This is a genomic window from Sinomicrobium endophyticum (genome assembly GCF_052983315.1).
On the sequence record NZ_JBRKIS010000029.1, the window covers coordinates 22,304 to 42,826 of the forward strand.

Annotated in this window: 20 protein-coding genes and 1 pseudogene; 9 read left to right on the forward strand and 12 right to left on the reverse strand. The window is 43.3% G+C overall.

What is annotated here, in order from left to right:
* Positions 1 to 48 precede the first annotated feature (48 nt).
* The 5 genes from ACVBDU_RS11750 to ACVBDU_RS11770 all read right to left on the reverse strand — a co-directional run bounded on the left by ACVBDU_RS11750 (position 49) and on the right by ACVBDU_RS11770 (position 3,667).
* A complete protein-coding gene (locus tag ACVBDU_RS11750; protein ID WP_447179950.1) occupies positions 49 to 348 on the reverse strand; it encodes a DUF6520 family protein in 300 nt (99 codons plus the stop codon).
* A gap of 237 nt (positions 349 to 585) precedes the next feature.
* On the reverse strand, positions 586 to 1,491 hold the full coding sequence (locus ACVBDU_RS11755; RefSeq protein ID WP_447179951.1) for a helix-turn-helix domain-containing protein: 906 nt from the start codon (positions 1,489 to 1,491) through the stop codon (positions 586 to 588).
* Positions 1,492 to 1,529: 38 nt separating this feature from the next.
* Positions 1,530 to 1,901, reverse strand: a complete 372-nt coding sequence (locus ACVBDU_RS11760) for a DUF7793 family protein (protein ID WP_447179952.1) — start codon at positions 1,899 to 1,901, stop codon at positions 1,530 to 1,532.
* Positions 1,902 to 2,251: 350 nt separating this feature from the next.
* Positions 2,252 to 3,250 carry a helix-turn-helix domain-containing protein gene (locus ACVBDU_RS11765; protein ID WP_447179953.1) on the reverse strand — a complete coding sequence of 333 codons (999 nt, stop codon included), beginning with the start codon at positions 3,248 to 3,250 and terminating at the stop codon, positions 2,252 to 2,254.
* Between the two features lie 42 nt (positions 3,251 to 3,292).
* On the reverse strand, positions 3,293 to 3,667 hold the full coding sequence (locus ACVBDU_RS11770) for a DUF7793 family protein (protein ID WP_447179954.1): 375 nt from the start codon (positions 3,665 to 3,667) through the stop codon (positions 3,293 to 3,295).
* A gap of 370 nt (positions 3,668 to 4,037) precedes the next feature.
* Between ACVBDU_RS11770 and ACVBDU_RS11775 the strand changes: the two genes are divergently transcribed.
* From ACVBDU_RS11775 to ACVBDU_RS11795, 5 genes are all read left to right on the forward strand, one after another.
* The gene (locus ACVBDU_RS11775; protein WP_447179955.1) at positions 4,038 to 4,871 is read left to right on the forward strand and encodes an RteC domain-containing protein; all 834 of its coding nucleotides are present in this window, start codon (positions 4,038 to 4,040) and stop codon (positions 4,869 to 4,871) included.
* A gap of 658 nt (positions 4,872 to 5,529) precedes the next feature.
* Entirely contained in the window at positions 5,530 to 6,027 is a 498-nt protein-coding gene (locus ACVBDU_RS11780; protein WP_447179956.1) for a hypothetical protein, read from the forward strand.
* Positions 5,946 to 6,464, forward strand: a complete 519-nt coding sequence (locus ACVBDU_RS11785) for a C40 family peptidase (RefSeq protein ID WP_447179957.1) — start codon at positions 5,946 to 5,948, stop codon at positions 6,462 to 6,464. Before ACVBDU_RS11780 ends, ACVBDU_RS11785 begins: the two co-directional genes overlap by 82 nt.
* Positions 6,465 to 6,576: 112 nt before the next feature.
* Positions 6,577 to 7,215, forward strand: a complete 639-nt coding sequence (locus tag ACVBDU_RS11790) for a hypothetical protein (RefSeq protein ID WP_447179958.1) — start codon at positions 6,577 to 6,579, stop codon at positions 7,213 to 7,215.
* A gap of 2 nt (positions 7,216 to 7,217) precedes the next feature.
* The gene (locus tag ACVBDU_RS11795; protein WP_447179959.1) at positions 7,218 to 7,784 is read left to right on the forward strand and encodes a hypothetical protein; all 567 of its coding nucleotides are present in this window, start codon (positions 7,218 to 7,220) and stop codon (positions 7,782 to 7,784) included.
* Between the two features lie 1,135 nt (positions 7,785 to 8,919).
* Here ACVBDU_RS11795 and ACVBDU_RS11800 read toward each other — a convergent pair.
* Positions 8,920 to 9,357 carry a winged helix-turn-helix transcriptional regulator gene (locus ACVBDU_RS11800; RefSeq protein WP_447179960.1) on the reverse strand — a complete coding sequence of 146 codons (438 nt, stop codon included), beginning with the start codon at positions 9,355 to 9,357 and terminating at the stop codon, positions 8,920 to 8,922.
* 73 nt (positions 9,358 to 9,430) lie between these two features.
* Between ACVBDU_RS11800 and ACVBDU_RS11805 the strand changes: the two genes are divergently transcribed.
* Positions 9,431 to 10,627, forward strand: coding sequence for an MFS transporter (locus ACVBDU_RS11805; RefSeq protein ID WP_447179961.1), 1,197 nt, complete (start codon positions 9,431 to 9,433; stop codon positions 10,625 to 10,627).
* 1,066 nt (positions 10,628 to 11,693) lie between these two features.
* On the opposite strand, the pseudogene ACVBDU_RS11810 reads toward ACVBDU_RS11805, so the two are convergent.
* Positions 11,694 to 12,437: pseudogene (locus ACVBDU_RS11810) on the reverse strand (DUF932 domain-containing protein); the annotation flags it as partial.
* A 564-nt stretch (positions 12,438 to 13,001) separates the two neighbouring features.
* Here ACVBDU_RS11810 and ACVBDU_RS11815 point away from each other — a divergent pair.
* Both ACVBDU_RS11815 and ACVBDU_RS11820 read left to right on the forward strand, forming a co-directional pair.
* Positions 13,002 to 14,780: a hypothetical protein gene (locus ACVBDU_RS11815; RefSeq protein WP_447179962.1), complete on the forward strand. Its 1,779-nt coding sequence runs from the start codon at positions 13,002 to 13,004 to the stop codon at positions 14,778 to 14,780.
* An 18-nt stretch (positions 14,781 to 14,798) separates the two neighbouring features.
* Positions 14,799 to 15,170: a hypothetical protein gene (locus ACVBDU_RS11820; protein WP_447179963.1), complete on the forward strand. Its 372-nt coding sequence runs from the start codon at positions 14,799 to 14,801 to the stop codon at positions 15,168 to 15,170.
* A gap of 52 nt (positions 15,171 to 15,222) precedes the next feature.
* Here ACVBDU_RS11820 and ACVBDU_RS11825 read toward each other — a convergent pair whose 3' ends face one another.
* From ACVBDU_RS11825 to ACVBDU_RS11845, 5 genes are all read right to left on the reverse strand, one after another.
* Entirely contained in the window at positions 15,223 to 15,399 is a 177-nt protein-coding gene (locus ACVBDU_RS11825) for a BF3379 family histone-like protein (RefSeq protein WP_447179964.1), read from the reverse strand.
* Positions 15,400 to 15,609: 210 nt separating this feature from the next.
* Complete coding sequence (locus ACVBDU_RS11830; protein ID WP_447179965.1) at positions 15,610 to 17,811, reverse strand: S41 family peptidase; 2,202 nt, start codon at positions 17,809 to 17,811, stop codon at positions 15,610 to 15,612.
* Between the two features lie 219 nt (positions 17,812 to 18,030).
* On the reverse strand, positions 18,031 to 18,459 hold the full coding sequence (locus tag ACVBDU_RS11835; protein ID WP_447179966.1) for a PH domain-containing protein: 429 nt from the start codon (positions 18,457 to 18,459) through the stop codon (positions 18,031 to 18,033).
* A 189-nt stretch (positions 18,460 to 18,648) separates the two neighbouring features.
* On the reverse strand, positions 18,649 to 18,903 hold the full coding sequence (locus tag ACVBDU_RS11840; RefSeq protein WP_447179967.1) for a hypothetical protein: 255 nt from the start codon (positions 18,901 to 18,903) through the stop codon (positions 18,649 to 18,651).
* Between the two features lie 95 nt (positions 18,904 to 18,998).
* Positions 18,999 to 19,556, reverse strand: a complete 558-nt coding sequence (locus ACVBDU_RS11845) for a hypothetical protein (RefSeq protein ID WP_447179968.1) — start codon at positions 19,554 to 19,556, stop codon at positions 18,999 to 19,001.
* Between the two features lie 125 nt (positions 19,557 to 19,681).
* Between ACVBDU_RS11845 and ACVBDU_RS11850 the strand changes: the two genes are divergently transcribed.
* Positions 19,682 to 20,515 carry an IS5 family transposase gene (locus ACVBDU_RS11850; RefSeq protein WP_447177729.1) on the forward strand — a complete coding sequence of 278 codons (834 nt, stop codon included), beginning with the start codon at positions 19,682 to 19,684 and terminating at the stop codon, positions 20,513 to 20,515.
* The last annotated feature ends 8 nt before the right edge of the window (positions 20,516 to 20,523 follow it).

Below are 20,523 nucleotides of genomic sequence, written 5' to 3' on the forward strand. Positions count from 1 at the left end.
AAAACGTGTCAGCAAAAATGACTTGCTGACACGCTTTGTTTCAAAAATTCAAGGTTCTTGCCAAGCCTGATTATCCGGGCTTGGGTCAGGGTTTGTGTTGTCATCTGGTTGAGAAGTAGTTTCAACACTACATGATGCCCCAGCAAGAGGAAGACAATCTTTACCTACAATGTCATTTGGATTATCAGACCAAAAAAAGTTACTCGTGCCTTCTATGCGAATTGCATAGTAGGTGGTTTGAACTTCTTCCTTCACAGGTTTTTTGTTGTTAGCGTTACCAAACGCAAACGCTCCGACTACGCCGACGACTATAACCATAGCCGCTATGGCAAATTTCAATCTTTTCATCATTAAAAATTTAAAATTACGCCTACTCTGTCTACCAGGTTTTCGGCATCCCCTGCATTCATCGCGCAATAAATATGGTAAAAACTTCATATCGTTTGGTCATCATTTTTAAACAGTATAAAGTTCCGCAGAAGGATTGGAAAGGAAGATTTCAAATCAGGAGTATTTTCATGTCAAATCAGGAGAAATACGGGAGATAAAGTTTGTATTACAGTATTTTAAACAGGCCTTGTAAGGCTATGCTTTCTTTCTTAAGGTACCGGGGGAATCCCCGTATTTAAGTTTAAAGGCTTTATAGAAATGGGGGTAGGTTTTAAACCCGGTCATTCCGGCAATAGCCTTGAGCGGTATATGGGAGTGTTGTATAAGAAACAGCGCCCTTTCCAGTCTTTTATGGTTAAAATAGTGAAAGATCGTGTCGCCAAAATACTTTTTAAAGCCTGATTTCAGTTTGTGTTCATTGGTGCTAAAATGGCGGGCCAGTGCTTTCAGTGAAGGCAGGGGATGTTCCGGGGACCTTAAAATATAATCGTGCACGTCCTGGATCAACCTGGCTTCGTGTTCCTGGAAAGAAGGGTATCGCTGGGGGCTTCCTTTCCCGGCCTTATGTGCAGCGGGTTCTTCCTGCCGGGAGATTACAATGGAAAAGATATAGATCAGGGGGCTTCCGGGAAATCGCAACACATTACAAAAAGCAGGGACCGTTAAGGCAGGGGAGACCTCATAAGTGAGCTTTTCAAAATGATTACAGTCGGGGTTTTCCGAAAAAACTTTTTTAAATTCCTCCCATTTTTTCCGGGAGGACGGAGCCAGTATCGCCTTTAATGGTTTTCCTTGTAATTCCTTAAAGGACCTCCCTAATATCCCGGTTGCGGCGGTATTGACATTGAGGATACAATGATCCGTGTCCAGGATGATCCCCATATTCAACAGGTACCGGTACGCCTGGCGGGGGTTGACCAGGCTATGATGTTTAAAGGATTCCCGGATATCCTCGTTGGCCATATTGATAAGCAGGCAAATAGCGTCAAATTCTTCGTGCTTCCCGGAGCGTTTTAAGGTATAGGCAAAATTGCCGCGGGACATTTCCACAAATACATCGCATAACATATCCATCCGTTCTTGCTGGGTCTCCCAATACATAATAATTGCTGTTTGGATTGGAGGTCATATATGGTCATTTAAAGCTGCCGAAGAAGAAATCTCAGGGCAGCTTTTTTGTTGGTAAATACGCGTATGGGGATACCGGGATCACTTTTTTCCCGGAAATAGCGTATCATCATGTGCATGGCGAGGTCTTCTGCCAGAAAACCAATGGCTTTGAATTGCGTCAGTCTCCCCCCGGCCAGGTAATCCCGTCCTGCCTTTTCAATAGCAACAACCCCGCGGATATCGCAAAATACGGGATATCTCTTTTTCCCCTGGAGCTTCCGGCATGCGGTTAGGACTCTTTTAGAAATACTGCTGTTTAGCGTAATGCCGGGTTTATACTCAAAAAATAGAATTCCTTTATGTACCCATAACCGGGCAAACTTGTTTTCATGACAGTTCATAATTCATTTTCGGTTGGTTAAAATTAATACGGTGTTTAGTAAATGACAAAATTAGATGCTGACACTATTTGTCGGAAAATGAGTTGTACCCTACCCATTTCGACTGTCCCGATATTTATCGGGATCAATGCAGCGCCTAAATGGAACCCGATTTTCCTCTCCCGATATTTATCGGGATCTCCCTTTAGGGTCGGGGTCAAAAATCGAGGAAAATCCTGCGCAATTGAATTTTGTCACGTACTAAGGTTCTTAAGCTATTGCGTGTGGGCTAAATAACCCAGTAACCCAATAACTATGGCAATTTTCCCGCCTTCCGGACGGACAGGCTTGCCACTTTCTAACCTCCGGACTTACAGTCCGGCAGCGGTTGATTCTTCCTCTTCCCAGGGAATGCCTTTAAAGGTACGGGGGGTGCATCCGTATTGTTTTTTAAAGGCTTTGGTAAAATGAGAAGTATCCGGGTATCCGGCAAGCTTTGCGATATCTTTTACATACATCTCTGTAGTCTGTATGAGAAATTTTGCTCTTTTAAGCCGTTGCTGCCGGTGAAACCTGAAGACCGGGACACCATATAGCTGGTTAAACCCGTTTTTAAGTTTAAATTCATTGATACCAAAAGTATGAGCCAGGACCTTCATCGATGGCAGGGGTTGTTCCAGGTGGCGCAATATGTAATTATGTATATTCCGCAGGCTTCGCACATCGGTCATACGCAGGGTAATCTGTTTTGTAGTTTTGAGTTCCAGGATCTTTTCCTGGCTGCGTGCCATGAGATGGGTCAAAGCCTCTCCCTGTTGTATTTTCACATGTTGGAAAGTCAGGCTCACCGTTTTCCCCTGCGGTAACGGGTCACCGAACAGGGAGGAAATATTACATGCTGCCGGGATTACCAGCCCGTTTTCCGTTCTAAAAAACAGTTTTACATTTTCATTGACCTCCGACTTGTGCTTTAACCGTTGCCGGATGCTTTTACACGCGGCACGGGAATCTTCCGCCAGGAAATCATCCAAAGGTTTTCCCGCCATAAAATCCGGGTCCCAGGACAGGATATCGGCAATGTGCGGATGGAGGGCCCGGATAACCAGTTGTTCATCCAGGTAAAATGCCGTAAGGTTGATGCTGTTTTCTGCCACGTAGTCGTGGTAATCCATACCTATAAACAAGGCGTCCAGCTCCTCCATGGCAATATTGGTCATAACGGTTGTGGCTTCCAGGGCATCATTCCTGCCGGAACGTTCTGCCCGGTAATTGAAATTACCGGACGCAGCTTCCATGAGTACCTGTTGGATCCGGTCAAATCTTTTTTTGTTGTAATCACTGTTTAAAAGCAGGTGTTCTTTATTTTTCATAACTTCGGATTTGAGGGTTTAAACATAAGGGACAACAGGGTTTCAGATATAGTTTTTAAGGTAGTTCAAAGCATCCCTTTCCTCGGTAAACAGCTCTACCGGGATGGTCGGTTTATTGCTCTTGCGGTAGTAATCTACAAGGGTGCGGGCAAAACCGGTGGCAATGAGCACACCCATACAGCGCATCAAAACAAGGCCATCGGTGGCAAAATAATCCCTGGCTTCTTTATCCGCGCATTTCACTTCCCGGAAGTCTACAAAAACAGGAAAAGTTTCCTTTTTTTGCAAGGCCAGCCGGTCTGTAGTCACCTTCCGGGCTGCCCGGATATCAATTACGGTACCAGGCTTGTAAGCAATAAAAAGCAGCCCCCGGGAAATCCACAACCAGGCATACGTATTTTCTACATGGTTCATCATCAGCTCTTTTTTTAGGGTAGGGGTAAGCCCAAGTTACTAAAAAATATTTTTAGCAAATCTTCTTTTTCTGCTGAAATACAGTATTTTAACCGCTGTGATGTATTGATTTTACTGGGGTTGGCAAATGAAATGGTACTTAAGGAAACGGAAATGATATATGCGGGAGTTTTTTAGGGGGGAAAATAAAATGTGTGGTATTATCGGCAGATTTTTTATAGCTTACCGCGTATTAAAAGAACCATATGCACCAAAAAAATCGGAAAGGATCTAAAACCTACCCCGGTGAAAAGAGCCCTGTTATCGTATGGTAATCTCCCGAAGGACCGCATAACAGGCATATCCCTTTTTTTGACAGCTATACCCCGAGGATATGGTATTTGAACGTATACTCACCGGGTTTGACCGGGAATTACAACAGGTATTGCCTTTAAACCCCGATACGGTAAAACGCACGCACCGGGGCATACATCTGTGCCGTAAAACCCTGTACCGTTTACGGCAAATGGTCGGGGAAAACGGACTGGATTCCGAAGCGGCCGAAATACGGTTTTTCAAGGAAGTAAAAGTAGTCCCTTTAAGTTGGCTGATCTACTTTACGGAAGCAGGTTCTTTGGAGCTACGAAAACCACGGGCAGATACCGGGCAGCAAAAACAGTTCTACAAAAAACAACTGCATAAGGCGGAAAAGTTCTTCCGGAAACACCGGGATTTCAGCTATTATATGGAACAGGGGCATACCCACCGGGATACGGAATATTTTACCCGGCAGGCCTGGGAACACGTTCCGTTCTCTCCCGGTGAAGGCTACCGGGACCCGGATTTTTCCACTTCACACGATTTTTTATGGGCGCGGGTCCAGGCTACGCAGCGGGTAGTGAAATACCTTCATAAAGGCATACAACAAATTTTTCCAGGACCGTTTTCCAGCCCGGATAATAGCCTGCTACCTCACCTGGAATGGACCGCATCCAAGGCTTCACTGACAGAACTGATCTATGCCTTGTATAGCGGGAAAGCCTTTAATCACGGACAGGCCGAGATCGGTGATATTACTGCTGCTTTTGAAACCTTTTTCAATATTCGGTTGCCACAAGTTTACAAAACTTATGCGGAGATCAGGATGCGCAAGGGACAACGCATACGGTTCCTGGAAGAACTGATCTTCCGGCTTTCCAAAAAGATGGATGAGGACGATATCCTGTAAAACAACACTTTTCCAGACTCTTATTTGTACGTATTTTCTTCGATCTTACGAAAGAAATCCGTAAGAAGAATTTTGTTCCATTGGGCATATAATTTATGGCTGTTTGAGGGGAGTTCTATCCAATACATGCACCAAAAAGGCTTAAATCTGCTCAAAACCTATAAATGTTAAAGTTTTACGTAATTACGTGTCATCTGGGGAAAAGCTTTAACATTTCACGGGGAGCTTTGCATGGCGAAGGTCAGCTCGGGGGGAGTTGAGGAGTCTTGGAGTCCTGGAGTTGGGTGAGGCAACGTTTTGAGGGTTGTGCAAATTGGAAAAAACGTTTTTTTCGGGATTTTAGAAGAACACCCAAACCAAACGGAAAGCGTCTTCGCGATCCCGATGTATATCGGGAGCGGCGATCTGGTAGCTAGTATGCGCATACCATTGGGGGTATGCTGCCGGCCTGATGAGATTGCCACACCCCCGCTTGGGCGGGGGTTCGCTCCCGATGATTATCGGGAGACGTGTACTTGTTGTGGTTTTTGGAGTTGATGAGTTGGTGAGTTGATGAGTAACACCCTCCAAGACTCCCAAACTCCAAGACTCCAGGACTCCAGCCCCCCGTACTTGTCTGCGAATTTCGATCTCCTGCCATAGCCCTGCTATGTTGATGATGAACACAAAACATAACCTTAAAAAACAAAAAATGATGAACACACAAAGCAACACCCGAAAACCCCCGCGTCCGGAACCGTTCCGGCTGCGGAAAGTAACGAGGGAAGACGACTATGTCGATTTCCTGCACGACCAGGCCCAGGGGCCGCGATACCGGCACCTGCGAAGATGGGGGAGACAAGCCGTCCTTATCCTCCTCCTGCTCTCGGCCTTCCTGTATGCCGGTCCGCTGCTGCGGCTGGCGGACAGCACCGCAGCCACGGTAGATGCCGGCACCCTGAGCCTGGTGCTGCTGGTACTGCTGGGCGTAGCCGCCTGCCACCTGCTGGCCAGCACATTGGCCGCACAACTGTATCGCGGCTTCAGACGGCTGCTGGACAGCGCTTTTACCACACATTCCCTAAAACTGAACCCATGGCAACACGTATGTATTTACCTGGTTGGCTATATCTCCTTATTCTGGGGTATGGCCCTCTGGCTCTCGCAAATGATGTAAGCACCCTGCGCCGGGTATACACGGCCGAAGTGGGTGTACAAGAAGCCACCGGGCAGAACGATGGCCGGCGGGTAGCGGAATACCTCCGCTATACCGGCCTTGGCGAAGGCTACAACTGGTGCGCTGCATTTGTAAGCTTCTGCTTTAACAAGGCGGGCTACACCCAACCCCGCACCCCCTGGAGCCCTGCACTGTTCCCGGAGCGTAAGGTGATCCGGAGGAACAAAAAAGGAGGGAAGGCCCAAAAAACCCCGCGTGCCGGCGACGTCTTCGGCCTCTACAATACCAGGCTGGGCCGTATAGCCCACGCCGGTTTTATAGACCGGTGGACCGCCAACTGGGCCTATACCGTAGAAGGCAATGTAGACAATGCCGTAGTACGCAAACGCCGCCCCGTCCGTACCCTTACCGTTATTGCCCGGTGGACGGGAGATTAGACCTACTATTGAACCTTTGTGAAACTCTGTGAAACCTCTGTGTGCCTCTGTGAAACAAACTATGACACAAAGCTGCACAGAACAAAATGTTTAACATTAAAAACTTAAAAAAATGAGACGACCAAAATTAGTAACAAACTACGGCCATCTGAGTGATGGCGACCTGGCCGTACTGGCCACCCGAACCCTGGATGCCCTGGGGACGAATACCCATTTCCCGGACCTGTACCCGCCATTTGCGGAATACGAACCCGTGGCGCAGGATTACCTGAACAAACAGGCCATTACCGTTGCGGGTGGTAACCTTCGGGAAACCAAGGAAAAAGACGAAGCCCGCGCCGCCCTGGTGACGATGATGCGCCGGGTAACGACGTACATCAATAACTTCAGCGACCTGGCTTCTACACAGCTCAGCTCGGGGTTCTACCCCGTAGCCAGCCCCAGGAGTATCAGTGTCCCTTCTTCCTGTGAGTGGACGCGTATCCGCGCTTCCCGGAGACCGGACGAGATATTACTGGATTTCCCGGCCATTCGGGAAGCCTATGAGTACGAAAAACAGATTGCGGATGCGGTGGACGAAACAGGGCAGCCCCTATGGCAGCCTGCCGGCCGGACTTCGAGCTCACGTGGTAATTTCCATGCCCCCGTGCAGGACGGTGTGACGTATTATTTCCGGGTACGGGCGCGTAACAAAAACGGCGTGAGCTCCTGGAGCCCCGTGTCCTCGATGCGTGCCACGGTAAAGGAATGATCATGAACACGCCACTAAAGCTATTCCTCCTGTGGGCCGGTTGTTTTTTTATGGCCTGCTGTAGTATCTCCCGATCCCGATACACATCGGGACGCCACCGGCAAAGCGAAATTAAACAGCGTTCGGAAGCACGAATAACCGACTTCCGCGCCATGTCCGTCGAACAGTTCGACAGCTTGTCTTTGGCACAGGTACACCAGGCTTGGCAGGAACTGGAAGCAGTGGCTATCGTGCCTGTAGGACGGTTTAGCTATCACCGGGATTCTGGCTTTAGCGGGGAGGCTGAAAAAGTGGTGATCTATAACCGGCGTAAGGTGGTTTATGATGCGTTGCAAAACCAACACCACAGCCATACCCGGCAGGAAAAACACAACCTGCGAGACAGCACCCATACCCGGGAAGCCCGGCAGTACGAAGCCAGGGCCGTACAGCGCACCGGTGCCCCCGGCTGGCGCTGGTGGTTGATTGGCATAGCGTTCGTAGCCCTTGTGTTCCTTGCCCGGGTCATCCGGAAGCGTTTCCGGTGGCGGAAACTACTAGGGTTTTTATTCCCCGACAAACCCGGATAGTACCATTTAAGGGAATGCGTATATACGGAACCGGCCCCTGTATGTCGCATAAGCAACCCCGTAAGCGGCGGACTGAGATCAGTCCGCCGCTTTTGCATTTGCGTTCACATGCACAGGCAACCAGGTTGACCGCTGACCCAACTGCTTATGTATTCATCCCTTTATCTTTTTACAGCTAAGGGGATGTATCGAGCCACATACCTATTCCCCTGAGCCGTAAACGGAATTCTCCCGGCTGCCGGGAGGATTACTTATGCCGTAAACCCACCCCGGGATGAAATCAACAGTAATCCGGTAAGCAGTCAACCCAGTCCGGTATGCCGTAAACATGATCCGGTAGGTGATGAATGCAGTCCGTTACACCGCAAACACATCTCCTTGAGCCGTCAACCCATCCGGGTAGGTAATGAACAGCAATCCGGTAAGTGGTCAACGTAAGTACGTATGCGGTAAACAGGGTTCCCCTGGCCGTTCACCCGTTCCCAATACAATATAACCCCAATCCTGTTAGCGGCTAAGGCAACCGGGGATGGAATCAAAAGGGGACCGGTGTACGGTTAACGGGAAGGGGGCAGCTGCATACGGAGTTCCCTTCAGTGTAAACGGGATTGTGTTTATGACCGTTTTCCGGGCTTTAAAGCGGGAGTAACGGGTTGAATACTGTTTTGATCCTGCCATGGGTATGTATGCCTGGGGGCTGTGTCTGTCATGAGGTCCGCTCTACCAATTATTCAATCACACAACGGCCGGTCAAATGGCTGCGAAGCCGGTAGCCATCAAAAAAACAACAGGGATTATATTATCTGCAATCCGGCTGGCTGCTACAAGCGTCACGCCCGCACCTTACTTTTCTCAAAAAGCATAGTCAACTACCTCGGGGTATCCCGATAATATCGGGATGGAAAAAGTTTAAACGAGTTTATTGTTAAAATAAAAAAGAGCCCGTCTAAAAAAGTTTTTTAGATGGCCTCCTTGTGTTTACAATTGTCGACCCAAAAGATACAAATCTCACATCAATTTTTGGAAAATTTGGAATTTTTGAGCAATCTATTATCAGAATGAAGAAAGAGGAATTTTGACACTACCCCAAAAGTGTGTAAACTATATATACCAAGGGTTAGATTTTTTTTCAAGTTCATCTTTTTTCCTTTTGGTGATTTAAATTGGCCATTAATTTTTCCGTATAGGTTTGTATGGTATTTGTTTTATCCGTTTTCAGATCGGTAAGTAAGCTTTTAGGATGTGTATAAGTATCCGGATAGTATGTGTTGCCCCAAAGGATGAGTTCTGCGATAACAGGAATTAAAGCAATGGCTTTTTGAGTAGGGTAATACAGGTGTCTCGATCTGTTACCCGGTGTTTTCTCTTTAACTACTAATCCTTGTGCTTCAAGAATACTCAGCCGATCCGCTAAAATATTGGTGGCTATTTTTTCTTCGGATTGGGTAAATTCTTTGTAGGATGATTTGCTTTCAAAAATAATATCCCGGATGACCAGGAGCGTCCATTTGTCTCCAAATATATCCAATGCTGTACTGATAGGACATAAAGACCTGTTTGTGAATTTTTTCATAAAATCCTACGATTACTTGCAAAATGCAAGTTTATTGTTTTGCTTTGTACTTGTTTTTTGCAAGTGTAAAAGTATGAAAAAAGAACTAAAAAGCAGCAACAACTTATCTTCCACCCATGTCATATTACTGGCAGTGGCCTGTGGACTTGCTGTCGCCAATGTTTATTATGCACAACCTCTGCTGGATACCATGGGAGCAACGTTTCATATCCATCATGGCGAAGTGGGAATTATAGTTACAATATCACAAATAGGCTATGGTATAGGATTGTTATTACTGGTCCCTCTCGGTGATCTGGTAAACGGGCGAAAACTTATTCTTTTTCAATTCCTTTTGCTGGGATTGTTTTTATTAATTGCCGGATTGGCGACATCCGTTTTTATGTTGCTTGCCGGGATGTTCCTCGTAGGGTTAATGGCCGTAGTAACTCAGGCCCTCGTGGCTTATGCTGCAAATATGGCTGATGACCTAACAAGGGGGCGTACAGTGGGGACTGTTACAGGTGGAGTAGTTATCGGGTTATTATTGGCCCGAACCGTGGCGGGGACTCTTACGGAATTAGCAGGATGGCGGAGTGTTTATCTCATATCGGCAATAATGGTGATAGCTATGAGTATTATATTATTCCGTACGCTTCCGGACCCTGAAAAACCAAAGAACCTTGTAAGTTATCCCCGATTGCTCGGCTCTATATTTGTCCTTTTCCGCAAAAATCCTTTGTTTCGGATACGCTCCCTTATGGCCATGTTGATATTTGCTGCAGGGCAGGTTTTATGGACGCCTATGGTATTGCCTCTTAGCCAGCCTCCTTTTTCCTTTTCACATACCGCTATCGGGATGTTCGGGCTTGCCGGGGTCACAGGAGCACTTGGTGCAGCAAAGGCCGGTAGCTTGTCTGATCGCGGATATGCCCGGTGGACCTCCGGTATTGCCTTGATACTAATGCTCATATCCTGGCTGCCCATAGCTTTGATGTTTCATTCGCTATGGTTGTTGATCCTGGGGATCGTTATTTTTGATATGGGGCTTCAGGCAGTACATGTAACTAACCAAAGTCTTATTCTTAAAATTGATCCCGAAGCCCGTAGCCGGATTACCGGAGGGTATATGATATTCTATTCTATGGGAAGTGCAACCGGTTCTATTGCTTCTACAATGGTTTTTGCCCACTGGGGATGGAATGGCGTATGTATTTTGGGAGCTACCATAGGGATTATAGTGTTTCTGTTGTGGTGGTGGTCAGAACAATCCGGCTTTACAAAAAAATAAATATTCAAAAGAAATAATGCTTGCCAAGGGTATATACACTTTCCTATACAGACTAACCAATATTTTGCCTAGCCCACAACTTTTGGGCATGATCCTTTAAAACCTTTCATTTCTCTGCGTATACTAAGGGAGTATGTTATTATATAAAAGTACACAAAAATACAATAACGTGTCCTGCTATTGTACTTTTTTGCAATAAAGTAAAATAAGAAGTGTGTTTGTTGTACCTGAATGTTGTACCCGGGCAGAAATAAAAAAGCCTCCGAAATTTCGGAGGCCTTGTGGTTGCTGTTGTGGGCCCAAAGGTACAAATCTCGAACCAATTCTTACAGGATTTGGAATTCTTATGTGATATCTCAGAGTGACAATGTTTTTAGATCAATAGGTAATAGGTTGTTACGTCTTGTTTGTGTTGTGTGAAAATTACTTATGACCGTCAGATTAAATTCTGATCAATTCAGTTAAATACCCTATTTAGTTTCATAACCTGGGATCAAATAATTATCATAATTTTCTTTTATGAATTTTGTTAGCCTCTTTATTCTCATTATCTCACCAAATAAAAAGAAACCTCCAAACAATGACATTACACATAAAAGAGCTATAAAAAACTGTATCCCAAATGGTTCTTTGTGAACCAAAAAACTAAGTACGAAAAGACATAAAAACATCAATACCGAAAGCACTAGAAAAATATAATTCTGGATCATATAAATTTTCGTAGAAAAGGTAGGTTTAATCGAAACAACTCCATCTTTACTAATATGGCAGTTTCCAAATAAAAATTTAAAATCCTTTAGAGAAATCCTGTCTTTAATTTTATTATAAAAGTTTAGGAACTGTAAATGCTTCTGCCTACGCCAATTGTAACCTGTTAAATCGGAATAAATTATGTTTTCAATCTCCTATTTGACCATATCTTTTAGTGCCGGATTTTTATCCGAGACATAATTTAGACTTTTGACTAGACTCTTTTTACGCTTTTCTAAATTAGACTGTATCCAACTGGTCGTATAAGAACGCACCCTTTTGAAAATAGGGAGTAGTTCTTTGTATAAATATGCGGCTACAAGAAGGTAGAGTAATCCTTCGTATCAGCACAGAGGTCAAAGGCTTTTTGCGCTCTGTTTTGGGCTGTCCCTCCCAAAAGGATAGACTTTACCTTATCTTCATCGCTCTTGAAACTGCGGACATTTTGGTAATAGCCCGTTACCGCATTATAGCAGCCAAAGACAGTCCCTTTGGTAGTTTCCATTTGTTGGGTGTCTGCCATCATCGCGTATGAAAAAGCATCATCAGTGGTATTTTTAAACAGGGTGGACAGGCTGTCTTCATCCCCGTTTTTCAGGGTTTCCCATGTTTCCTTATTGGGGCACATGGCCATACGGATGAGTTTTTTTACTTCTTCGTCTTTGATACGCACTTTCGCCCAACGGTTAAAAATGCCTTCCAGTTCACTGCTGAAGGTATTGGCCAGTCCCATGACCTTATGGGCATCTTCCAACCGTTGTTTGGCATTGGCCGTATGGCGGATACGTACCACGTGGGTCACATTTTTTAAAGCCGCGTTAAAGATATTCGCGCAAACCACTTTTATAGGCGTAAAAGCTGCGGTAATGCTGCCTGTACCGTCGTGCGAAGTCGTGAGGAACACATATTTTTCGGTGACGTCATCTCCGTTCCCGACCCGGATATAGCCGAGCAATTTGGCGGTAATAAAAACGCGTTCCCCTTTACCGAGTGCCCCGGCAGTCTCGTAAAGGATACCATCGCCGCCCCCTACGATGGCATCGAAAAAGGTAAAGGCATCCGTGACAGAGGGTTGTGGTGGTAGCGCAAGCAGGATGAATAAACCGTGTGAAGTGAAAGAAAGTTATCGTATAGGAATCTTATGAAAGCTGATACGCCGCGTCAGGGATTAGAGCGGAAATCCTTTTCCCATAGAAAAGATAGGAACGGAAAGCCCGGTCCCCAAAGGGGAGATGCCCAAAATATGTATTTGGACCCCTTGTGTACTACCATTTGAAACACTATTCATACTACTCTGAAATAATACACTTTGAAGGAAGGAAGCGGTATTTGCTACATTGAAACCGAAGTGAAAAGGGGACTTTCCCTCATGCAAAAAGGGGAATAACACCCTTTTGTTCAAGTGATTACATCAGTATCTTTATATTGTTTTTGGTAAGAACATATAGAACTTCACCATTTTTTGAGGGAAATACATATTCCAAAAACTGCCGGATATCGCTAACGCCATCACTTTTCTCCTGTGACCCGGATCAGGAAAAAATACGGTGCATTAGGGCACAAGATTTTTTTGAATGAAAGCAAGAATAAGTTCCTATCCGTTTAATGATCAAAATATAAAATCATGACCGCCTGCAAGAAAGTAAAGAAGTGGATCACCGAAAAGGTCCAGGTACCTGTGGAAAAAGCTATTAAAAAAGCGAAAAAACAATGTACCGAAGTAAAGAAGAAGATTGAAGAAAAAGTAAAGAAACCTATTGAAAAATGGGTTTCCAAACAGGAGAAAAAATGCAAGAAACGGAAGTGTAAATGGTACTGTTTATGCTGTAACAAATGGTTTTGCTGGATCGTGACCCTTGTCGTCAAAGTGGTGACCTGGGTTATTGTAACCATCATTAAATGGGTTACTTACCTGGCATGCAAAATCGTAATGATCGTAGTCGATGTGGTGGTCAAACTAGTGACAAGGATACTGAAGTTTCTCGTTACTTTCCTGGTGTGTATTTTTACCGATCCTCTGGAAGCGTTAAAATCAATCTGGGAATTCTGGAAAGATATCCTGGATATTGTAGAAGATATTTTTGATTTTATAAAGGGGCTTGTATGTGACCTTCTTGAGTATTTAAACGATTTTAAAACTCTTACCTGCTCACTCACCGAATCTTTTGGGTGGTTAGGACGGGTTTTGTTTGGCTTTGTTGACGGGGCGATCACCGCTGTTCAACACCTCATTGGGACTGTTTGCGATCTTCTCAGCGGGGTTCGTGATATAGTGTTCGGGATACTGAACCTTAACGGATGCAGGATAAGTGGCGGCCTGACCAACGTCGGTACGGGAATCGGACATGTTGTTCTCGATTTTTTTGGCATCATAGGATGGGTACTTGTAAGTGGTATTGCCAAAAATGTTCGTAAGAAGAAGCTTAAAGAAATCATAGATTCCTCTCTTACAGAAGCCTTTGGAGATGATCAGGCTCGCATTGAACGCATTAAAGACGAAATGCGTTTTTACAGCTGCCCGATGGGGTTGCCGGTTGAGATAGACGCCAGAAGGATGGCCATCCGTTCCGGCCGGTATTTAAGGGAACTGCACCAAAGGGGGGACATTAATCTTTTTGCATTGGCCGGGCAAATAAACGGTTGTGCCGGAAAAAAATGGGCTACCCAAACGGCATCCGTTCTGGGTGAAGTCGTATATACGGGTACCGACATCAGGGTTTCGTATTTTGACCTGAAACGATTTGTGGATGAAGGGCCCGGGGCCGTACCGGAATTTACGGTCTACCCTATCCGCTTAGACCGGTTTGAAAGCTTCCTGAGGGTTGCCAAAGAAAAAGGGCACCAATTAGGCCTGGAGTTTTCCTGGGGAGTCATAAAAGATTATCCTATAGATTCGGAGTTTGATCCCAACAATCAGTTTATCCCGATGAATAAAACTGTACATGACGAAGTGTTTACAAATTTTCCACGTAATGGGGTTAACGATCCGCTTTGTAAAGTTCCGGCACTGGCCCTATTCCAATATTTAAATGACGATCCCAGTTTCGGACTGACCAGTTGGTTCAGGCCCCCACCGTACGAAACCCCTTGTTCAAGCCCCGGTGAGAGTACCACACACTACCAAAGGAAGAGTGGTGTAAGCTTTACCGACAGGATCCCTGCATTTATCTTTAAAACGGTATTAGTGCATGAATTGGGGCACTATTTCGGGCTATGCCACGATAACCATAACGGTTTGGAATATATTATGTTCTCTCCCGCAGGAAATGATAAGAAGGTTACCGGAAATACCTTTTTGGAGTACCTGTTACTTAGTGGAGGACCGTCCTTTACTTTGGACGATTCGAGAGAAACCTGGAGGTGGCTTACCAAAGTAGCAGCCAACTCTTGCTTATTTCCTTAAAAAATGTATTCGCAACGTATGGAAGATTTTATCATTGATGATTCAAAAAAACTTTTGGAACTGGTCTCGAAAGACAGGCCGGACTTTTCCGGAAAAATAAAACTGCAAATAGACCGGCTGACGGAAAGTGAAACTACCTCCTATGAAAAAAAAATAAATCATTGGCACAATGCCTGCGGATGTGAATTGGGTGCTGTTTTTTGTGTGCTATCCCTGACAGGTTACTGCCTGTTTACCCTGGTCACGTCGAAAATATTCAACTGGAGCCTGATTGGCAACGGGCTGCTGGTAGTTTTGGTTTCCTCTTTGACAGGAAAAATTTCCGGAATAGTCCTGGCCAGATTCAGGTTTAAAAAGATGGTACAGACATTAATTGAGAAACTGAATTGAAATTTTAGGATACAACCAAAAAGGCTGTCACAATCGGACAGCCCTTTGGAAATTATTTTTTAGCTTCTTCCAAAGAAGCTTTCCGGAATTCTTTCATCAGTTTTTCGACGTTCAGGGAAGCTTTTCGAGCCCGGGTCCCGGCAGCTTTATTGCCACTTTCCACTTGTGAGGCAGCATCAGCATTGAATGTCTCGATTTCCGTTTGAATTTTACTTAATAGGTCTTTCATTGTTTTTAATTTTGGAATAATAACGTTTATCCCCTAGTCTTATTGCGGATTGGTCCCTTTCCTTTTGTTAATATTCTTTTTAATGTTTACTAGCAAAATCAATAGAAAATTTTACAACGTAACAAAAAACGTCGATAACATTTTTAAATAACCACTTTTGATTTGAGCCTACGGATTACGATAATCTTTGTATTTACTACTGCCTTTGAATCAATCCTTATTGATGATTTCGATAGCCTTTTCCAAGACTTCATCTATCCCTTCTTTTACACCTTTAATGGTAGGTAAAACCTCAATATCCGGGACAATACCCACTTGTTGGGTTTCCGTACCATCCGGATAATATACACCAATACCGGAGATATAAGTTACTAGTCCACCAGGCAAATGTATATCAGATATATTACCATCGGCCCCGGCTGTGGTACTACCAACAATAGTTACGTTGTCTCCTGCCCGGAATGCCATTGCCGTATATTCCGAATTGCTTTGAGAATCTTCATTAACAAGAACAACAACCTTCCCTTGAAAGCTTTTTCCTTTGGGTGGGATTTTAAGAGGGGTAGTAAAGGTAAATTCTCCCGGATTATCAAAATTAGCTTTGGTAAACTTTACAAATGGTGAAACCTGCGATGTAAAGAAAGACCCCAGGCTAAACGGGACAAAAGTGTTAGGGTAATTCCGGATATCTACAATGATCCCTTTGACTTCCTTAAATTGTTTTTTTATATCGTTGATATCCTTATCTTTTATACTTTTCAACGTAATATAACCAATATTCCCATCCAAAAGTTTATAACTTTTATCGCTTTTACCACGTGCATACCAGTATTCCATATGGAGAGAGTCCCTATTGTAAAGCTGTAGGGTTTTGGACAATTCCTCTTTGTTTCTTATATAATTTATGTGTAATGTGTCTTTCTTTGAGCGCAGGATATCCCTGGCCATATCCCGTAATTGAGTGGGGTAATTGGAAGCCGGATAATAAGGTTTCTTTTCCTCAATGAGGATCTCAACAGGCTTCCCGTTTATTTTGGTAATTATATCACCTTTTTCTAATCCGGTAAATGTTTTCATTCTATCGTCATAGTAGTCGGTAACCACTAATTTGTTTTCTATAAACTTTACCTGTACGGGAGCATAAAACGCACCTTTCCAATCCTGAATGGCATTACCTCCCTGCCGTATATTAGCATGGGTATCCTGTATGTCTCCTATAATCTGAAGGGCGGTTAATTCGTATTCCAATTCATCGTCGGCATGGATAAACCGGGGAATATACTCCTTTAACGTATTATTCCAATCCTTGGCCATTAAATGCTTATATGGAAAGTAGTATTGAATCATATTCCAGTACCGGTACAGTGCCAGCAATCTGAAGCCTTCATCCGGGTAAGGCATCTCCGAGTAGGGATTCTCGTGCTTAAATTCCGGCTTGCCTACCTTGGCCGCACCACCAATATAATAATGCTCTCCCTGATGCCGGTTTTGTCGGATATAATGAAGTTTGTTTTTTAATTCAGGTGATAATGTACTCTTATTTATCCAATCCAGGTCTGGTTTTAAAAAAGCATCATTAGCGGTAGTTTTACATTGTTTGCAAACTTCGACGGTGCCATATTTTTCAATCCATTCGAGTAAAACACGATCCCTTTCTTTGTTGTCGGAAATATTGAGAAATTCTGGTAATATCCGAAATAACTCATAGTCTAAGTTATAATTTCCTTTACCGATCTCGGGGTGGTGATATTTCAAAAATCCCCATATTTTTCCCAGTAGATCGAGATCGGAAATCACCTCATCGTTGAGTTCAGGGAATTTTATGTTGGACCCTTCATCAAATTCACGATCCTTTTCAGCCTTTGATAATTCTTTTAAGGGAGCTTCGTGAATGGGTTTTCCATCTATGGTAACTTGCAGATCGTCTATCCACATTTTACCCTTTCCTACCAACAAGCCTCCGAAAACAATTTTTTGTGCTTTATCCGGTCTAAGGTCCAGGGTGATTTTATGTTTTCCCCAATTTGTTGTCCCGGTAACCCCTCTGTCTTGCATATTGTCAAATGCAACCCGGGGATCAATCCGCAACCATAATCCGGCGTAGCCATCCGTGACATTTTCCGTTTTGATATAACCGGTAAGCTTTATTTTTTTGCCTTGGTATTTGGCCGGGATACTGTAGGTCCATGCTTTAAAGTTCGGACTGTCCCCATAATACACTATAACCGCAGAATTTTTGCCGTCCTTTGAAATTGTATGGTCAACTGAGGCATCATAATCATCATTTCCGGAAAGACTCCAGCCCGCAGGTGTTTTTCCATCAACTTCCTCAAAGCTCAAATTCAGATTTTCGGTTTGTGCGTAGATACCATAATGGATAAAAAGCAAAAGAAGTACGTAGTATTTTTTCATAAGACGTTTTATTTTCCTTCTTTAAAGAAAGACAAAAAATTACTACAGGATACCTAAAAAGTTGTTAAATATCAAAAAAACAAGATCTTTTTTTAAGTATTTTTCGGGATTCGAAGTTCCTAATTCCTTGAAAATATATCCTTTATACTTTTCCGAAAAATATTTATTTGTACCATTTTCAAGCAGATTTACGTAGTGTTATATCGGTCGGGAGGAATTCTATTCTGTTACTTTTATGTCACTGTTAAGTTCCAAAATTTTTTCGATGAAGGATTCGTTAGTTTCAGGGCTAATATAGATTTTATTGTATTTGTCGTATTTCACAATGAGTCCGTTTCTCGATGTCGCCGGTTTAAATCCAACCCAAAGCGTTTTCCCTTTAACAATTTCCTTGATACAATCGAGGCCTATTTTTCCCTTTAAAGGCCCGCACCTGTATATCAGTCTGTCTTTCGACAATTCGTAGTTTGTTCCGAAATACATCCAAAATAAAAGTCCAACTACTCCAAGAATCAGTATCAGCCCCCAATATTCATGTTTGTCTACTTCCCCGATTATAAGGACAAAAACCGTAATTCCAACAAGGAATACGTTTAGTCCAAGGATCAAAAAGCGGAATAATATGTCTTTTTTACTTTTGAATTTCATTTTTTCAGTATATCTATAGCTTCGATTTCGTTACCAGCATAGCCGTTTCGGGGGCAATTCCGATAGTAACGATCGCGCCGCTGTTGAATCTTAAAAAGTCGGTCTCTGCCCCATCACTAAAGATAATTCCGTTTTTGGGCATAAGTGATTCAATGGTTAAAACATTATTGCTTTTTATCAACCCTGCCGTTATTCCTGTTTGTGTTCGGATACTTTGAAACGGCTCACGGACAGCAAAAAGCAGTTCACAGCTTCGGCAAAAGGTAACGAAAGAACTTTTACATTTTTGTTAAACGAAGCGGCTTTAATTTTCCATAGCTTCCCAAATTCAGCTAATAACTCATCCGTTAATTCATTTTTGTCTTGTGAATTAATAGCTACTGGTCCCAAGGTGCCTGTATGTAGCATTTTAAGAACTGTTTGGTTTCTGTAACTGATTTTCATAAGACAATTTTTTAATATCTACCCAAATTATTACGCCCATCGGCATCGTTCAGTGTATGGTATGTTTAATGCACTACACACATGTTAGTGGTTTTTTAATTTAACTTATTAACATCTTTGTTTGATTCTGTCAGGTATTTTAAAAAATCACCCCCTAATATTGTTAATTGTACAATCCCAGTATCCTCTCTAATCAAATTAAAGTTGAATAGAAAGTTTAAATAATCTTTGTAAGGGTAGTTTTCGTAAAACTTTGGATTAAATTTTTTGGCATTTTCATAATAGAGCTTCAAAGATTCCTTTGATTCAGGATGAAGAGTGTTAAGCCTCTCTAAGATTCTTATTTGAGAACCGAAAATTGAGGAATAAATAGCGTCAAAATGACGCTTAATATAAATAATGGTAGAGTAATTCTTTAACCTTTCAATTTTATCATTATTAGATTCTAACTTTGATAGTTCAGTTTCTTCTTCAACAGCATTGGTAAACATTTCAATAGTTTCAGGCCTGAATATCCCTAATGCTCTGTCGATTGCTGATATTTCTTGCTCTTCAATTTTTTTAGTTACAATTTGTTGACTTGCTTCAATTGATTTATTTCCATATCCAACTTTGGTAACTCTATTGATTAAACTTTTGATTGGTTTTATCAAAAAAAGAATTATTATTAATACAACAATTGGCCATTTTATTGAACTCGTTTAAACTTTTTTTAAAAATAAAAAAGGGTTGAAGATATTTGTGTTGCGAAACATACAATTATCTAAACCAACCCTTTATGTACTCTGTACTTGACAAAGATACGATAGAATTGGAAATAGTTCCTTACATACCTAAAACTCATCGAGGATTTGCCCCGACCGTTCCATTGGTTGAGATTGTTAACGCCATCCTCTACAAGCTCAAGACCGGTGTGCAGTGGCATCAAGTGCCTGTAAAAGCCCTTTTTGACAGTAAAGTGCTAAGTTGGCAATCGGTTTACTACCATTACCGGAAATGGTGCTTGTGCGGTTTTTGGAAAGACTGTTGGGTGAGCTTCCTCAACCGCCATAAATCAAAACTTGACCTTTCCAGTGTGGACCTGGATGGCAGTCACACCTCGGCCATCAGGGGCGGGGAACAAGTGGAATACCAAGGCCGTAAGAAGCGCAAAACCACCAATGCCCTATACCTTAGCGAAAGGCAGGGACTACCTTTAGCTATGTCTGAACCTGTTGCCGGCAATCATAACGACCTGTATAACATTGAGGTGCAGTTCGAAGTAGTCACTGGTACTCTGGAAGATGCTGACCTCCGTGTGGATGGGTTGTTCCTCAATGCTGATGCGGGCTTTGATTCCAAGGATTTCCGACAGGCTTGTGCCCAAAAGGAAATCAATGCCAATATCTGTTTCAACAGGCGTAACAGTGACAAGGACAGAGATGACTATTTTGACAAAGAACTTTATGACCAGCGATATGCCATCGAGCGAACCAATGCCTGGATGGACAGTTTCCGGTCATTACTAAACAGGTTTGACACCACCGTGGCAAGCTGGACAGGGTTTAACTATCTTGCTTTTATTGTGTTAGCTTTGAAAAAGTTCAAACCCATCAAAAAGAAAAAAGTTTAAACGAATTC

Bases quoted from the DNA above. Each gene is read 5' to 3' on its own strand.
- ACVBDU_RS11750 (WP_447179950.1), bottom strand. From the start codon at position 348: ATGAAAAGATTGAAATTTGCCATAGCGGCTATGGTTATAGTCGTCGGC.
- ACVBDU_RS11755 (WP_447179951.1), bottom strand. From the start codon at position 1,491: ATGTATTGGGAGACCCAGCAAGAACGGATGGATATGTTATGCGATGTA.
- ACVBDU_RS11760 (WP_447179952.1), bottom strand. From the start codon at position 1,901: ATGAACTGTCATGAAAACAAGTTTGCCCGGTTATGGGTACATAAAGGA.
- ACVBDU_RS11765 (WP_447179953.1), bottom strand. From the start codon at position 3,250: ATGAAAAATAAAGAACACCTGCTTTTAAACAGTGATTACAACAAAAAA.
- ACVBDU_RS11770 (WP_447179954.1), bottom strand. From the start codon at position 3,667: ATGATGAACCATGTAGAAAATACGTATGCCTGGTTGTGGATTTCCCGG.
- ACVBDU_RS11775 (WP_447179955.1), top strand. From the start codon at position 4,038: ATGGTATTTGAACGTATACTCACCGGGTTTGACCGGGAATTACAACAG.
- ACVBDU_RS11780 (WP_447179956.1), top strand. From the start codon at position 5,530: ATGAACACAAAACATAACCTTAAAAAACAAAAAATGATGAACACACAA.
- ACVBDU_RS11785 (WP_447179957.1), top strand. From the start codon at position 5,946: ATGGCAACACGTATGTATTTACCTGGTTGGCTATATCTCCTTATTCTG.
- ACVBDU_RS11790 (WP_447179958.1), top strand. From the start codon at position 6,577: ATGAGACGACCAAAATTAGTAACAAACTACGGCCATCTGAGTGATGGC.
- ACVBDU_RS11795 (WP_447179959.1), top strand. From the start codon at position 7,218: ATGAACACGCCACTAAAGCTATTCCTCCTGTGGGCCGGTTGTTTTTTT.
- ACVBDU_RS11800 (WP_447179960.1), bottom strand. From the start codon at position 9,357: ATGAAAAAATTCACAAACAGGTCTTTATGTCCTATCAGTACAGCATTG.
- ACVBDU_RS11805 (WP_447179961.1), top strand. From the start codon at position 9,431: ATGAAAAAAGAACTAAAAAGCAGCAACAACTTATCTTCCACCCATGTC.
- ACVBDU_RS11815 (WP_447179962.1), top strand. From the start codon at position 13,002: ATGACCGCCTGCAAGAAAGTAAAGAAGTGGATCACCGAAAAGGTCCAG.
- ACVBDU_RS11820 (WP_447179963.1), top strand. From the start codon at position 14,799: ATGGAAGATTTTATCATTGATGATTCAAAAAAACTTTTGGAACTGGTC.
- ACVBDU_RS11825 (WP_447179964.1), bottom strand. From the start codon at position 15,399: ATGAAAGACCTATTAAGTAAAATTCAAACGGAAATCGAGACATTCAAT.
- ACVBDU_RS11830 (WP_447179965.1), bottom strand. From the start codon at position 17,811: ATGAAAAAATACTACGTACTTCTTTTGCTTTTTATCCATTATGGTATC.
- ACVBDU_RS11835 (WP_447179966.1), bottom strand. From the start codon at position 18,459: ATGAAATTCAAAAGTAAAAAAGACATATTATTCCGCTTTTTGATCCTT.
- ACVBDU_RS11840 (WP_447179967.1), bottom strand. From the start codon at position 18,903: ATGAAAATCAGTTACAGAAACCAAACAGTTCTTAAAATGCTACATACA.
- ACVBDU_RS11850 (WP_447177729.1), top strand. From the start codon at position 19,682: ATGTACTCTGTACTTGACAAAGATACGATAGAATTGGAAATAGTTCCT.